12 protein-coding genes and 1 pseudogene are annotated in these 13,817 nt (G+C 62.6%); 3 read left to right on the forward strand and 10 right to left on the reverse strand.

The annotated features are described in order from the left end of the window. Positions 1–39 precede the first annotated feature (39 nt). Together ASG86_RS08905 and ASG86_RS08910 are read right to left on the reverse strand one after the other, a co-directional pair. Positions 40–930, reverse strand: coding sequence for an SDR family oxidoreductase (locus ASG86_RS08905; protein ID WP_056332687.1), 891 nt, complete (start codon positions 928–930; stop codon positions 40–42). Continuing rightward, entirely contained in the window at positions 927–1,376 is a 450-nt protein-coding gene (locus ASG86_RS08910; protein ID WP_056332690.1) for a nuclear transport factor 2 family protein, read from the reverse strand. Before ASG86_RS08910 ends, ASG86_RS08905 begins: the two co-directional genes overlap by 4 nt. 99 nt (positions 1,377–1,475) lie before the next feature. Between ASG86_RS08910 and ASG86_RS08915 the strand changes: the two genes are divergently transcribed. From ASG86_RS08915 to ASG86_RS08925, 3 genes are all read left to right on the forward strand, one after another. Continuing rightward, entirely contained in the window at positions 1,476–2,138 is a 663-nt protein-coding gene (locus ASG86_RS08915) for a TetR/AcrR family transcriptional regulator (protein ID WP_056332693.1), read from the forward strand. 152 nt (positions 2,139–2,290) lie between these two features. Beyond that, a complete protein-coding gene (locus ASG86_RS08920) occupies positions 2,291–2,593 on the forward strand; it encodes a YciI-like protein (RefSeq protein ID WP_056332695.1) in 303 nt (100 codons plus the stop codon). Positions 2,594–2,748: 155 nt separating this feature from the next. Further along, positions 2,749–3,390: an HNH endonuclease gene (locus ASG86_RS08925; RefSeq protein ID WP_082566735.1), complete on the forward strand. Its 642-nt coding sequence runs from the start codon at positions 2,749–2,751 to the stop codon at positions 3,388–3,390. On the opposite strand, the gene ASG86_RS08930 is transcribed toward ASG86_RS08925, so the two are convergent. The 8 genes and pseudogenes from ASG86_RS08930 to ASG86_RS08965 form a co-directional block, all read right to left on the reverse strand. Further along, positions 3,345–4,193, reverse strand: a complete 849-nt coding sequence (locus ASG86_RS08930) for a class I SAM-dependent methyltransferase (protein ID WP_056332697.1) — start codon at positions 4,191–4,193, stop codon at positions 3,345–3,347. The two genes, ASG86_RS08925 and ASG86_RS08930, sit on opposite strands and share 46 nt — an antisense overlap. Positions 4,194–4,195: 2 nt before the next feature. Further along, on the reverse strand, positions 4,196–5,509 hold the full coding sequence (locus ASG86_RS08935; RefSeq protein WP_082566724.1) for a beta-propeller fold lactonase family protein: 1,314 nt from the start codon (positions 5,507–5,509) through the stop codon (positions 4,196–4,198). A 371-nt stretch (positions 5,510–5,880) separates the two neighbouring features. Then, positions 5,881–6,108 (reverse strand): annotated as a pseudogene (locus ASG86_RS08940) (2,3-butanediol dehydrogenase); the annotation flags it as partial. A gap of 139 nt (positions 6,109–6,247) precedes the next feature. Continuing rightward, a complete protein-coding gene (locus ASG86_RS08945) occupies positions 6,248–7,117 on the reverse strand; it encodes an NgoMIV family type II restriction endonuclease (protein ID WP_056332706.1) in 870 nt (289 codons plus the stop codon). Between the two features lie 1,137 nt (positions 7,118–8,254). Then, positions 8,255–8,938 carry a DUF3883 domain-containing protein gene (locus ASG86_RS08950; protein ID WP_082566725.1) on the reverse strand — a complete coding sequence of 228 codons (684 nt, stop codon included), beginning with the start codon at positions 8,936–8,938 and terminating at the stop codon, positions 8,255–8,257. A 148-nt stretch (positions 8,939–9,086) separates the two neighbouring features. Beyond that, complete coding sequence (locus tag ASG86_RS08955) at positions 9,087–10,916, reverse strand: DEAD/DEAH box helicase (protein WP_235565146.1); 1,830 nt, start codon at positions 10,914–10,916, stop codon at positions 9,087–9,089. Beyond that, entirely contained in the window at positions 10,916–12,322 is a 1,407-nt protein-coding gene (locus tag ASG86_RS08960) for a hypothetical protein (protein ID WP_056332713.1), read from the reverse strand. The genes ASG86_RS08955 and ASG86_RS08960 overlap by 1 nt, the downstream gene beginning before the upstream one ends. Positions 12,323–12,465: 143 nt before the next feature. Next, a complete protein-coding gene (locus ASG86_RS08965) occupies positions 12,466–13,773 on the reverse strand; it encodes a DNA cytosine methyltransferase (protein ID WP_056332716.1) in 1,308 nt (435 codons plus the stop codon). Positions 13,774–13,817 lie beyond the last annotated feature (44 nt).

A 13,817-nucleotide genomic window follows, 5' to 3' on the forward strand; every position in this document is an offset into this window, starting at 1 on the left:
ATATGAAAGTTCGTTGGTTATATCGTTCAGGACACGCGGTTACGTCAAAGCTCCCGGGGCACCGGAAGCCTCAAGGACCTGCTGCAGCCCGGTGACGGGGATGTCGGGAAACTCTGCGCGCCCCGGACCAAACTGGAACGCCGCTGCCCCGGATTCTTCCCAGCCGGCCGCCCCTGCAATCCTGGCAAGGAACGGTGAAACAGGGCGCGCAGCCACGGACAGCAACCGAATGGCGGCTGCTGGAATCCGCTGCACCGATCCATGTCCGGCCCGGGCAAGCATGGCGTCCGCGATCTGGCCGGCCGTAAGCGTCTGCGAGCCCCATTCGATGACGCGGTTCCGCAGCGCCGGGTCGTGGAGGGCACGGACCACGACGGCGGCTGCGTCCCGGACCGAGGTATAGGTCACCGGAGCGGACCCCGAGCCAAACACGGGCATCTTGCCCTTCGACTCAAGCGGCGCCCTCATGATCTCAAGCCGCTGTTCCAGGAGCGCGCCGATCCGGACAATCGTCCAGTCCATGCCGGATGCGCGGACGGCGTCCTCCGCCGCTGCCTTGCAGCGCAGAAAATCAATGGGCCCGTCCGCGGCAGCACCGGGCATGGACATCATCACCATGTGCCGCACTCCGGCGGCGGCCGCGGCGCGGACCAGCCGGACGGCGCCGTCGCGGTCTACCTCGCGCGGATTGGAGTCCTTGATCCCAAACCCCGAAGCCGTGAACACCACCCCACTGCAGCCGGCCACCGCTTGCCGGCAGTCCTCGTCGGAGCCGAGGTCGCCGCGGAGGAGTTCGACGCCGTCGTCCATCTTTTGCGGGAACGGCTGGGACTTGCCCCGGGCCATGATGCGCACCTGGTGCCCGGCGGCGAGGAGCAGGGGAACCACGGCGCGGCCAAGGCGGCCTGTGCCGCCGACCACCAGGATCATGGCCGGTCACCTCCAAGTGCCCCATAGACTGCCTCGCTGACGGCTTGGTTCACGTCGCCGGAGTCGTGGTCCACGGGTTCGAGGTAGAACTGGGCCGCAGCGATTTTGTCGTTGCGGAGGGTGAAGATGGCCACCCCTGCGGCGCGCTGCTCGGATCCGTCCGGCCGGGTGCCCCGGTTGCTCCATTCCATCCAGAGTTTGCCGTCCGGGCCGGTGGCCGCATCGTGCACGGTGAGGGTGAGGTCCGGCAGGCCGGCAAAGATTGCCGTCCAGTTCTTCCGGACCTGCGCCGAACCCGTGAAACTGCGGGCGGGATGGACAGGAGTGGTGTTCCTGTAGTCCTCCGCGAACTCGGACACCATGGCCTCAAGGTCATGGCGCTTGGCCGCGGCCAGCATGCGCCGCACCGGGCCTTCGGGGACGCGCTCGATTCCTGAAGCGTCCATGATCTGCTCCTTAGGTTCCGTCGCGGGAGGCGGAGAGGCTGGTACGCTGAATTAGATACAGTCAGCTGTATCTAACTGATACAAAGGAGTCTAGGCCCGATGGGACCCACGGTCAACGGTGCGCCAGCCCGCTCCCGCAGCTACGACGCCCGCCGCCGCCAGGAGGCCGCAGAGGAGTCCAGGAAGCGGGTGCTGGCCCAGTCCCGCGCCCTGTTCCTGGACAGGGGATACGGCCGGACCACCATCGCCGCGATCGCGCACGCCGCCGGCGTCTCCAAGGAATCCGTCTACAAGGGGTTCGGCGGAAAGCCCGGACTGGTGCGGGCCATCTACGAGCAAAGCCTGCTTGGCGCTGGTGGTCCGCCGGCGGAAGAGCGGTCGGACCGGGCACAGGTCACTGTCATGGACCCCCGCGAACTCATGGAGCAGTTCGGCCGGTTCGTCACCGAGATCAGTCCGCTGGGCTCCCCCGTTTACCTCCTTATCAGGGACGCCGCTGCGAGCGGGGACCATGACATGGCCGCGCTCCTGCGCGACGTGGACGACGAACGGTACCAGCGCATGCTGCACAACGCGCGCCAGGTGCTCGGACGGGGGTTCCTGAGACGGGGCCTGACGGCGGACGAGGTAGCTGATGTCATGTTCTTGAGCACCTCCGCCGAACTCTACGAGACCCTGGTCCTCAAGCGCGGCTGGAGCGCGGAGCGGTTCGGCCGCCTCGTTGCCAGGACGCTGGCGGCCAACCTCCTTCCAGAGGGCTGAAGCAGCCGGACAGGACGACGACGGCGGCCTCGCCAGGTGCAGCATTTCCGGGTCGCGGGGGTGCTGGTTGAGGTGGCTGCGGTTTCCGGCTGAGTCCCGGTGGGTAGGCTACTTCTACAACGATTGAAACCCTGAACGATATGGAGACACTCATGCACGCCGTGCTCGAGTACACCTACGCAGACAACTACCTTGAAAGCCGCGAACAATACCGCGCAGAACACCTCCGCGCGGGGTGGGAATCAGTCGAACGCGGCGAGCTTCTCCTGGGCGGGGCCGTCGGCGAAGGCCCCTTCAAAGGGTTGCTGATCTTCGCCGGCGAGAACGCGCTCGAGGCCGCAAAGGCTTTTGCCGCCGCGGACCCCTACGTCATCAATGGCGTCGTGACGTCGTGGACCGCCAGCCCCTGGACAACGGTGCTCGGGAAAGACGCGGCCACGCCCGTTCACCCCTAATTCCAGTCACCCCCAGCTCACCCGGCCAGTCATTGGGCTCGGAACCTGACCAAAAACTGAGCTAAACCTGGGACTGCGGCCTGCGGCCGGACTATACGATTTTCCTGGACTTCCGGGACCAACGGCTTTCCGGCGCAATGCAAATGGGGGAATTGATGCAGGAACTGGGCCGGATCTATTGGACGCGACAAGGTCTTCGCCTGGCGTACTCGGCGGTGCTGTTTTGGCTCGCTGTCGCGCTGATGTCAGCCCTCACAGCGAAGGTGACACCTGGCGGCGGAGCGGGGCCATCCGCCGCAGCCGGCGTGCTGCGCGGTATGTTCGACCATGTCGTCGCCGCGGTCACGCTCCCCGGCCTGGCCGCCGTCGTGCTCGGCATTATCGGCGCCGTCGTAAGCAGCAGGGATGTCCGGCGCCGGGATCCGGTGCGTCGCTTCAGCCGCCAGCAGCGCCGGGAAGGGATGGCCCGCGCCGGCGGCTTATGCGAGCTGGAGGCGGGCTTCGGGCGGCGCTGTGGCCGCCCGGCCGAGCACGGCGACCACTTCTACCCGTGGTCCAAAGGGGGATCCACCAGTTTGCAGAACTTCGTCGCTGCCTGCGCCAGGTGCAACCGCGCCAAGCGTGCCAATATCCCGTCTCCCGGCCAGCAGCAGCGGATGGAACGACGACGGCGTGACTACCTTCCGCCGTCGTCCTCCTTCAGGGTGGGCGAACGGCAGCCGCTGCCCCGAGATAAATTCGCCGGTCCGGGTTACGGCACGTCCTCCCCCGCCTTCGACAGCGTGAAGATCCCGTAGCGCATCGCACCGATGCGGTAGGCCAGGATCAGGCGGGGAATGCCCAGAAACGAGTTGCGGTTGCGTGCACCAAGGGCGACGCGGCGAGTCTCGCGATCGACGAGCAGGGCATTCACGAGTCGCCCGGCGCAGATCATCCACGTGCGGGAGACGCGGCGGCTGACATCCTCGTAGCCGGTGATCGTAAAGCCGGCGGCCGTAGCCATCGCCTCGTAGTCCTCACGGGTGCCCAGCGAGGGCAGGCGCCCTTCGCGGCAGATCGGCTCGAGCAGGTGGCGGATCTTCCAGCTGCTGGCATCGGTCTCGGCGAGCCACGCGCAGATGACGAGGCGGCCGCCGGGCGCCAGCACGCGGTGCGCTTCGGCGAAGAACCTGGGCTTATCCACCATATGTTCGCTCGACTCGATCGCCCAGGCGGCATCGGCTGATGCATCGAGCAACCCGTTGTCGAGCCAGTCGCGAACTTGAATGTCCACGTCCGGTACGAGATGCGCGGTGGCGTAGCGAGCCTGCTCAGCGGAAAGCGTGAAGCCCGTGACCCTGACCCCGCGCATCACGGCGAGGCGCCGGGCGGTTGAACCATAGCCGCAGCCAATGTCGACGCACGCCTGGCTGGGGATGAGGGCCAGCCTGTCGCCGACCGTGTCCACCAGGGCCTCGACAGCCTCGCTCGGTGTCTCGCGGCCTGTCTCCCACAGCCCATGATGGACATGCTCGCCCCACACCCGGCGGTAGATGGGATCGAGCTCGTCGTAGTGATCCGCGACCGCCACGGCGTTCTGGGATATATCGGGGACGATCACGCTCAGCGGACCTTCGCCTTGGTCACGGTGATCGTGATGCGGTCCGTGACGGCGTGGGAGCTGACCCCGTTGGCGGCGGTCACCCTGAACGTGAACTTGCCGGCCTTGGTGGGGGTTCCGGACAGGACTCCCGTGGCGCCATCCAGGCTCAGGCCTGCAGGCAGTGCACCGGAGGACACGCGGAAGGTCGGCGCCGGGGCACCTGTGGCGGCGAACGTGTAGTTATAGGCTGCACGAGTGTTCGCCTTTGTGGGCGGTGTGGCCGCGGTGAACGCCAGCGGTGCTGCGTCCACGGTGATGACCGACACCGTGTTCGAAAGAGTGTTTACGACGTAGACCGCCGACCCATCGGGGGCGGCCGCAATACCGGTCGGGTGCGCCCCGGTCGGGACCGTCGAGGTCACGGTATTCGAGGCCACATCGATGACCGACACCGTGTCCGCGCCGGAGTTGGTGACGTAGGCTGCCGACCCGTCCGGGGCGATCGCAACACTGTCCGGGGCCCACCCCACCGGGATGGTAGAGGTGACCCTATTCGACGCCACATCGATAACCGACACAGAGTCGCCCTCGTTGTTGGCAGTGTAGGCTGCCGATCCATCCGGGGTGAACGCAACATCGGTCGGAGACGACCCGACCGGGATCGTGGAGGTCCAGGTTCCCGAGGCGACATCGATGACCGACACCATGTCGGAATCCTGCCCGTTGGTCACGTACGCCGTCGACCCGTCCGGCGCAAACGCCACGGCGTTCGGAAGCGGCCCGACCGGGATCGTGGAGGTCACCGTCCCCGACGCCACATCGATGACCGACACGGTGCCAGAACCGCTGCCGCCGCTGGTGACATAGGCCGTCGCCCCGTCGGGGGCGAACGCAACGGCGAACGGAGCCGCACCGATCGTGATCGTGGAAGTCACGGTGCCCGAGACGACATCGATAACCGACACCGAATCGGAATCCCCGCTGGTGACGTACGCAATCGACCCGTCCGGGGCCACCGCAACACCGAGCGGAGACGGGCCTACCGGGATCGTGGACGCCACCGCGCCCGAGGCGACGTCGATGACCGACACCGTGCCGGATTCCCAGTTGGTGACGTAGGCTTTCGACCCGTCCGGGGTGAACGCAACGTTCCTGGGGCTTGAACCGACCGGGATGGTGGAGGTCACTGCGGCTGCAGCGTTTGCAGGGACAGGGCCGATCAGCACGAGAGCCGCCAGGATGGTACCGAGGATGCCCGCGCGCCGGCCGCGAAGGCGGGCAGCTGACGAACGTGGACCTTGGTAGCGCCGGGACCCTGTATTGAGTAGCTGCATCACGTTTCCCCCTGCTTGAAGAGCGAATTCTGTTGTGGAGCGTGCGGACTTCGGAAGCCACCCTCTGAAGGCTGCCCGAAAATACGGCGTGAGCGGAGTCTATAAACCAGGTAAACCATGGTCACCGTTGGCCCGTACCTGTCTTTTGGACCGGTACTACCTGTTTTGAAGTGCGGCGAGACTGGCGAACATGAGTTTTTTCATGGGGGTAATCTTCCGCAGACGAGGCCCCGGCTAGATAGGGGGAAAAATCCCTTGATATGTTTCCGGCCACCCGGGCAATGGCCAGCAGGCAGGGTAGGCGGCACGACGACGGCACGGGCGTCCCGCCGTCGTCCTTCCTTCCATGCCGGGCGTCCGGCCGCCGCAACCTACGGGTGCACCAGCACCTTTACCGCGGTGTCCTTGCGGTTGATGAGGGTGTCGAAGCCCTGCTCCACCAGGTCCTCCAGCGCGATCCGGCCGGTGATGAACGGTTTGAGGTCCATCTTGCCCTCCTGCACCATCTTGATCACGGCGGGGTGGTCGCGGACGTAGGCGATGGTGCTGCGCAGGTCGATCTCCTTGAGCACCAGCCTCTGCATGACCACGGTGGCGGGTACTGAGCTGAGGAGAGGGCTAGCTGGCCTCGGATGGATGCCAGGCGTGGGGCTCATTACCTACCAGCATCCTGCACGCGGCAGACCCTGCACCCTAGCAATTTCCCTTCCTAGGGGTATCGACTCCACGGCTTATGTCTTAGACAGCGAGGTCCAGCGGGAGATCAGAGATATCTTTGAGGCGCCTACCTCGGATCATGATGTGTAACATCTCCCGCGCATCACCGTCTGGGTCTGGCTCCAACGTCTCCAAAAGTTCTGGCAAGGCGAAGTGATAAACACAGTCGATGTCACCAGTGCCCAGGGCCAAGGACGCGAGTCGACGAGGAAGCGGTTCGGCCGTCACAACGGCGATGTGGGGCGTTCGGCCCTTACGATTTCGAATAAGATTCAATGCTTCCGACCGCGCATTTTGGGCACGATCAGACCTGAGAGTCCATTTGCATGAGATGACTGCATGCAGTAGGGAGCGAGTCTGAACCGCATCACGGATGGCCGCGTACTTGGAGAAAGATTGTCCGACGAGAACCTCGTCACGGTTGATAACTTCGTCAGATACGGGCTTTCTAGTGATTACAACATCGGGCGCGATTGCATACGCATTGCCCAATGCTGCCTGCAGCTGCCGCCTTTCTTTGACAATGGACTCAAGGTCATTCAAATGTTCGTATTGTTCGTAAATCGAACCCTCAATTTTCTGCTTTTTAGTCATAAATCCAGGGTGGCTCTTGTCTCCGATTCTCCGGACTGTCCAATCTCCGGGGCGTATGGAAGCGAGCCGAGGAAAGGTGGCAGCTAGAAAATCTGCGGTGGCTTGCTCAAAGCGGGCTCCAAGAGTCTGCCCCGATGGCTTTGGCCCGCTACCTGCTGTACCAAGTCGATCCGCAATGCCCTGAGCAAAGCGTAAGCTAGGTTGTTTACTCCCATCGGAGTTGCTGGGTATGCCAGCTTCACTCATGATGAGGACGTTGGATAGCTGAACATGGTAAGCATGACGAGCCCGAGCCATCAGGGGAAGAGAGCCCCCGGCCAGATCCGCCCCTCCTTCGAAAATAAAGTCCGGTCCCAGACTGTTTTCTCGATCTTCGGCCGGAGAAAACAGTGGGAGTTCAGCCTGTTGATCGGACAAGTATTTCCTTCTAATTAGGAACAGAATCCTATGGCCTAGGGCTCTAGAAGTGACAGCATACGATAAGCGGAAAAGTTCTCAAAGTTGTAACTAGGGTAGACCTCGTAAGCTCACTGGCGTAATCGCTCTGATACAAGTCGCCAGCCTTATCAAATCCCATTGAAGCTTTTGGCTTGCCGTCGGAACCAAATTCCTAGCACAACTTGTAATCGATACTTGTCACTGCTCGTGGCGAAGCTGATCTACAATCTGGTCTCGTCTATCACTGGGCACTCGCAGGTATGCAGCCCAGGCGCGGTCGAGCTCTGTGCCGCCCCGTCGACCCCGCTCCATCCACCGGATCAGGCGGCGCCGTTCTCCGGGGCTGAGATCCCTTGCAGCCAAAAGAACGTCGCGCTCGTCAATCGGCGATGTCCCTCGTCCTGACGTACATCGCCTGCATTCGGTCACAAACGCTTCCGTTTCGCGTCCGTCAAGAGTTCGGATGGAGCGTCGCGAGACGGCGACGACAGCTGTCATTACGGGGTCGTCCGGATACGGCTCAGCGCCCGCGATCCCACAGAGGGTACACGTGTACCCGTCTCGGATAAGCACTGTCTGCCGGTCCTTGCTCGAAATCGCCTTGCGAGGCGCAGCCTGCCTACGTTCGTGCGGGTCCCACACCGGCACGCCAGCCTTCACGAACCGCTGATCTTCAGCAAGAAGAGATGCGTCTTCCGAACTGGAGTGCAGTATCCACCCATAGTCGCGGAGATCCCGGATCCGTCTGTCGATCTGTGAAATGCCGGGAAAAGCCGTTCGCAGTTCGTTTTTTGTGAAGGTACCCCCCTCACCGACCACTTGCAGGAGCCATAGGGCCCCACGAATCATGGTTCCCGCCTTGGACTCCGGGTCATCCCATGCCGGTTGTATCACGTTGTTCCTTATAATCTTGCCTATCCAGGCGTGGTCATTTAGTTCCCCGTGATCATACGTTCCTGCACCGGAAGCCGGGATTCAGGCTCGCCGAGCCGTCGCTCACGGCTGCACGGTACCCCATAGCGGAAGTCTGCTGGCCACATCCGCTCCAAGCTGCGTGACACGATCCTCGATAACCTCGCCAGGCACCTCGAGCTTGCATGACGCCCAGCTTCCAAAAGACCCTGCGTCGTGTGGTACGGCCGCAGCAATCCAGTCTCGGGGCACTGAGCCCACTGCGGCGATGTCGAGGTCGGCGGTAAGCCGCACGACGACGAGCACCCAGTAAGGGTCTCGTAGCATCACCTTGTACTCGTGCCGCGACAGGTAGGCAGTGAATCGTCCAGTCCGCGTTGTACTTTTTACTTCCAAGTGGGCGGATACATCGCCCTGAGCGAAGGCGATGTCGTATCCGAACCCATCGGACCACGTCGACACATGGTCAACACGGCTGTCAGCGCGCTCGTTGAGAATAGAGACAAGTGCTGCTTCGCCCGCAAAACCAACGCGCTCGCGAACAGCGGCGTCGACTTTGCCCCAACTGGTGACGAGCTGCTCATATATCCCGTCCGCATCGAGGCCCAGCACTTCACCGGCCGAAATGACGTCCGAGGGCAACTCGTCCGGTGACTGAACAAGCTCGTCGGCGTCCTGCACCCACGGGGGTGCTGCGTTCTCGAAGATCGCACCGAGTACCAAGTTGGCCAACGGAATCGGCGAACCGATTTTTTCAAGTAGCTCCATGTCACGCAGCCAACCGAGTGCTGTCGCATATTGAGTGGGTGACAAGTCGCTGTACTGTTTGTGGGTCGCCAGTAATGCCTGGGCACGTGGGATGCCACCACTCGACGGGAGAATTTCCAACCAGCGCCGGGCAGCGAGCAGGATCGACTCAGGTGGTAGACGCACGCAAGTGGCCCATCAGCGACTGAAGGTCCGCTTGGTCCAGACCTCCACCGACCGGAGGCTCCTCGTCCAGATCAGCCAGCTGCTGAACCGCCGGATCGTCGAGGATGCCTCCCATGAACTTCAGCTTAATCGCGAGCCGTGCCGCGACCACCTCATCGATGGTGCCTTCTGCCGCGAGAACGGTGATTCGGGTCGTGGTGTCGGGCCTGAGCCCAAGACGGTGAATGCGGTCTAGGCTCTGTAGGAAGCGCCCCGCGGCGAAGTCTCGGTCAACGTAAACCGCGTCGTGACACTCGTGATGCAGGCTGATCCCCTCGCCGAGCGTTGCAGGATTGGACAGCAGCACCAGGCAGTCTGGGTCACTCCGAAACCGTTGGATCTGCTCTTCGCGATCGGGGGTGCCACCGTGAACTACGGCAGGGCCAAACCTCGCCAAAATTCGCTGCAGCGTGTTGAGGCTGCGGATAAACGTTGACCACACGAGCGTCTTTCGACCCTGGGCAGCATTCTCGCTGACTATCGCAAGCACTTCCTGGTATTTCGGCGACATCTCGTAGGTTGGAAGGTCCTGCATCAGCTGGTAGAGCGATGATCGCTCGGGAACCGGCAGCGGCGGCACTTGGTATGCAAGCGGCTCATACTGCGTGGTCCCGACTGCGAGCAGGGCAGGGCTGGTCGCAGCCATGAGCATGTATACCAAAATTCGGCCAAGTGCCTGGAAGTCGCCCTCGTGTCCGGTCGCGCGCGCGGAGAACTGCCCAACAAGGGCCTCATAAATTTCAGCGTGTAAAGGAGGCAGCGGTACAACTCGCAGGCTGGTCTCCACTGGCGGCAGATTGAGCTCATGTTTGGTCGTTCGTGTGAAGAGAGGTCTGAGCGTGCGGCTGGCATCGGCTAGGTCGCCACCGTTCACCGCCCGGAGTACGTTTTGGCGACCAGTACCAGGCCACACGAATCCGAAGAGGTTTTCGAGGTCCCTGACCCCGTTTGGCGCTGGTGTCCCCGTAAGGATAAGCCGGCGCCGCCCCCGAGGGCCGAGAGCGAGGCAGGCTGCGCCGTATGCACCGTCCGCCCCCAGCTTCATGCGATGGGCCTCATCGAGGATGATCATAGAGGGCCGCTCTGTTAGCCAGCGACCAAGCGAGCTGACCATGTTGGGGAGGCGCTCATAGTTGACGATGATTGCTTCCACAGTGCTAGCTGGCACGCCATCGGCCACCTCCATAGACAGCGGCGGCTGCAGGCATTCCCTGTTCTCATAGCACCAGGCGTCGTAGCTGGACTTGGGTCCGACGATGAGTAGCCGCTCGAGATTCTCTTGGCGTCTCAGCGCGTGAAACACGGCAAGTCCGACTCTCGTCTTACCAGCACCCGGGACGGAGAAGTTGGCTCCGTGTCGAAGTGACAGCAGCTTGGCGATGTCGCGCAGCTGATACGTTGTGAGGTCTCCTGTCCATTCAGGCCCGAGAAGGCCGTGGACCGCTTCGGAACCCACTGCCGCCTCCGCTCTACGGTCGTGCAACTGACCAGACAGTGTCTGAGCATCATGCAGCGAGTCGACTACGAGAGCCTGTAGCTGTCCGTCCCAAAGCACATCACCATCTGCCGTATGCGGCCACCTGCTGAGTACCTCAAGGTTTGTTAGGAGGTCGTCGAGCTCAATCTCGACACTACCCGGCGACCGTTGCACGCTAGTGCGGAAGCCGACTGCCAGCCTACGGAGGTCATCCTCCAGCCCTGGCCGAGCGACGAGCCGGGCGCGCGTAACCTCCAACGCGAGGCCGATGGTAAGGCTTGGCTGGTCGACCATCATCACCTGGACCGGACGGCGTTGAGGAGCCAGGCAACACCTTCCCCGGGCGCCGAGAAGGTGCGTCCAGCCTGGCGGGCGAGGCTTTGGAGGCTATCGCGGAGTACGATTAGTGCGTCGTCAAAAGCCTCGTCATCGAGGGCTCGCTTTGCCTTCGCCTCAGCGAACTCGCTTGCACATTGAGTGACGTAGTCCGCTGCATCAGTCAGCCGCTCTGGTACCGCGGTCTGTCGCTTTACGAGTTCTGCGTTCTGCCCAGCAAGCTTCACGGCGGTGTCGAACGTATCTCGCGCCTGCTTCATGACACCGGACGCCCATGCGACATCCGCGGGATTGGCGCTCTTGCCATCAGTCGCCGTAGCCTTTGCACGGAGAAGCTGGTTTGTGAGAGCTTCGGCTGCGGCAGAAGAACTACTCTGCCTTGGTAGGACCGCCCCGGGAATACCGGGGACTAAGACTTCTTCCAAAACGGACAAGTTCGGTTTCAGGTCCTCCGGGAGACGGCTCTCGAGATATCGCGTGTGGAAATCTGCCTCAGCGAGACGCAAGGAAGTCTTCGGGTAGTCCAGGAGAACCATTGCCAGACGCGACTGCATCAGGGTTTTGGCAGCATCAGAGTCGGTCAAAGCCAGCTTCGAAAAGTCGCGGTGGAGCTCACGTAGCTTTTCCTGGTGCTGTTCGAAATCAATCAGACGCAGGCCCGCCCCGTCCGCGGTCTTACTGCGGTCAATCGCGTCGAGTATTAGCGCGTAGACCCAGCGGTCTCGCTGCAGCGTCGCAAGCTTGATATTGAAATCCTTCGCAACATCGGCTTCCGTGCGCCCGCGCCCAAGTTCCTCGTCGATCGCGATGAGTCGGTTGATGTAGGAGTAGTCGCGCCGACGGTCCTTCCGCAGCTGGAGTGACAACTCCACGGCGTTGATGTCCTTGCGCGAAGTGTCTTCCGGCAGAACGCCCACCCTGATGTTCTGCTCGCCGAGATCGATAAGCGCGGCGGCTCGAGTGTTGCCGTCGACCAGGATCCCGTGAGGGGTAACGATCCCAGGCTCGCGCTGGCCGACGTCGTCCAGCTCGTCCATCAGCGCGGTGTAATCCGGGTCCGTTTGGTCCGGATTGGACGGCCGCTGCCTCAACAAATCGTGGAGGTAGTCCTGGGCTACCTGCCCCCAGGGGTTCTCCTCTATGGCCCTATCGCGTTCTGGGTCGAGGGTTCGCTGAGCACGAATTCGGTGGGTATCCGGGTTGAAGTAGAGCATATCGACCGGCACGGAAATCACATACAGGTGGCGGGGCTCACCACGCCAGTCAATCGTGACCTTCGCACCGTTTTCTGTCATCGCCAGTTTGAGGCGCTGGTCGATGACTGCTTTGATCTCCTCCCCCTTGGGAGGAATGCCGAAGTCTGGCATGGAAAACTCCTAAAACTAGATCAAAATCAGTGTTCCAAAAATTGAGCCTTGCCGTCTGACGTCAATCCGCGACACGCTGTAAGCGAAGCGCAATAGCGCTGCACCAACAAGATCATTCACAAAGAGCGCCATAGATGAGGCGGCTAGCTAACCTTGGCGCGCAAGCGATCGACCGCAAACACTTCGTGGCGGGCGTGGTTCGCCTGCCCGCGGAACGCCCGCCACTCCCCTAGCTTGTACATTGGCACACCGCGGCGAACGCGCACCTCAACCTCAAAGTCACGGCTGATAAAGTCAATCCTGCGCTCGATCTCACTGTCGGCGAGACTCCCTCCGAGCGCCTTCCGCAACCCTGCGAACGAGACAAAACCAGCATGCTCGCGTAGCGCGCGGTAGACCTCGTCATGGTTGCCCGCGCCGTGCCGGCCGGTGGGAGTTCCGTCTTTACGTAATGCGGATGCTATAGCGACCCCGACAGCACGGGCTACCGGTGGGGGGAAGGCGTTACCGATCTGCCTGTAGGTTGTAGTTTTTCGCCCTTTGCGCTCGGCAAAGTCCCACTCGTACGCCTGGCCCGACCAGCCCTGAATGCGGGCAACCATCTGATTCGTCAGCTTGGGGACGAAGTCCACTGGGACATCGGGGCCGGGCGCTGCGTCTGCTATCCCAAGGCCGTCGACTCCCAGCGCGCGCCAATCGCGCTTCGCCCGTGTCGGGCCGAGGTCAGGCCCGCCATGCTTTTTGGAGCCGCCAACGATGGTCGGGGCAATCCGGTCGGCCCTCTTCGCCCATACCTCGGCGCCCGGCCACCCGTTCGCTGCCATCAGGTCATAGAGTGCAGAGCCCACCGTCTGCACCGCAGGGGTCGGTTCAGGCCAGTTGAAGTAGGGCGCGAATTCTTCACGCAGAGCCACGAGGATGAAGCGAGGCCGTAATTGCGGGACACCGTAATCCTTCGCCTCAAGCAGTCGCCAGTCGGCGCGGTAACCCAGCTCGGCCAACCGGTCGAGGACGGCCTGTCGATACCCGGCAAAACGCGGCATCGATAGCCCGCGGACGTTCTCCAGCAGCACCGCGTCAGGCTGCATACGACCAGCAGCCTCGACGGCCCAGGCGAACAAATCGCGCTCATCCGACGAACCGAGTTGCTTACCGGCAATCGAGAACGGGGGGCAGGGCACTCCGCCCGCGAGCAGCGAGACTCCCGCATGTTCGGTGGGGTTCCACACTGACTCGTCAGCGACGTCCCCCACCGCAACTTTCGGCTCCGGCTGCCCCTCAGCGGCTGCAAGGCGAGAAAGATTACGCTCGAGGGTATGGGCGGCGTCGCGGTCAAGCTCGACTGCGAGCGTGTGCCGGAACCCCGCAAGGTGCAACCCGAGGCTCTGACCGCCTGCCCCAGCGCAGATCTCGACCACTGTCAGCTCACTCGCGCGTTTCATTTCATTCATGATGTGTCCATTCTTTCAGACTCACCGCCTCCGTCTGGGACGCT

Origin of the sequence: Arthrobacter sp. Soil764, from assembly GCF_001428075.1 — a bacterium.
Lineage (GTDB): Bacteria > Actinomycetota > Actinomycetes > Actinomycetales > Micrococcaceae > Arthrobacter.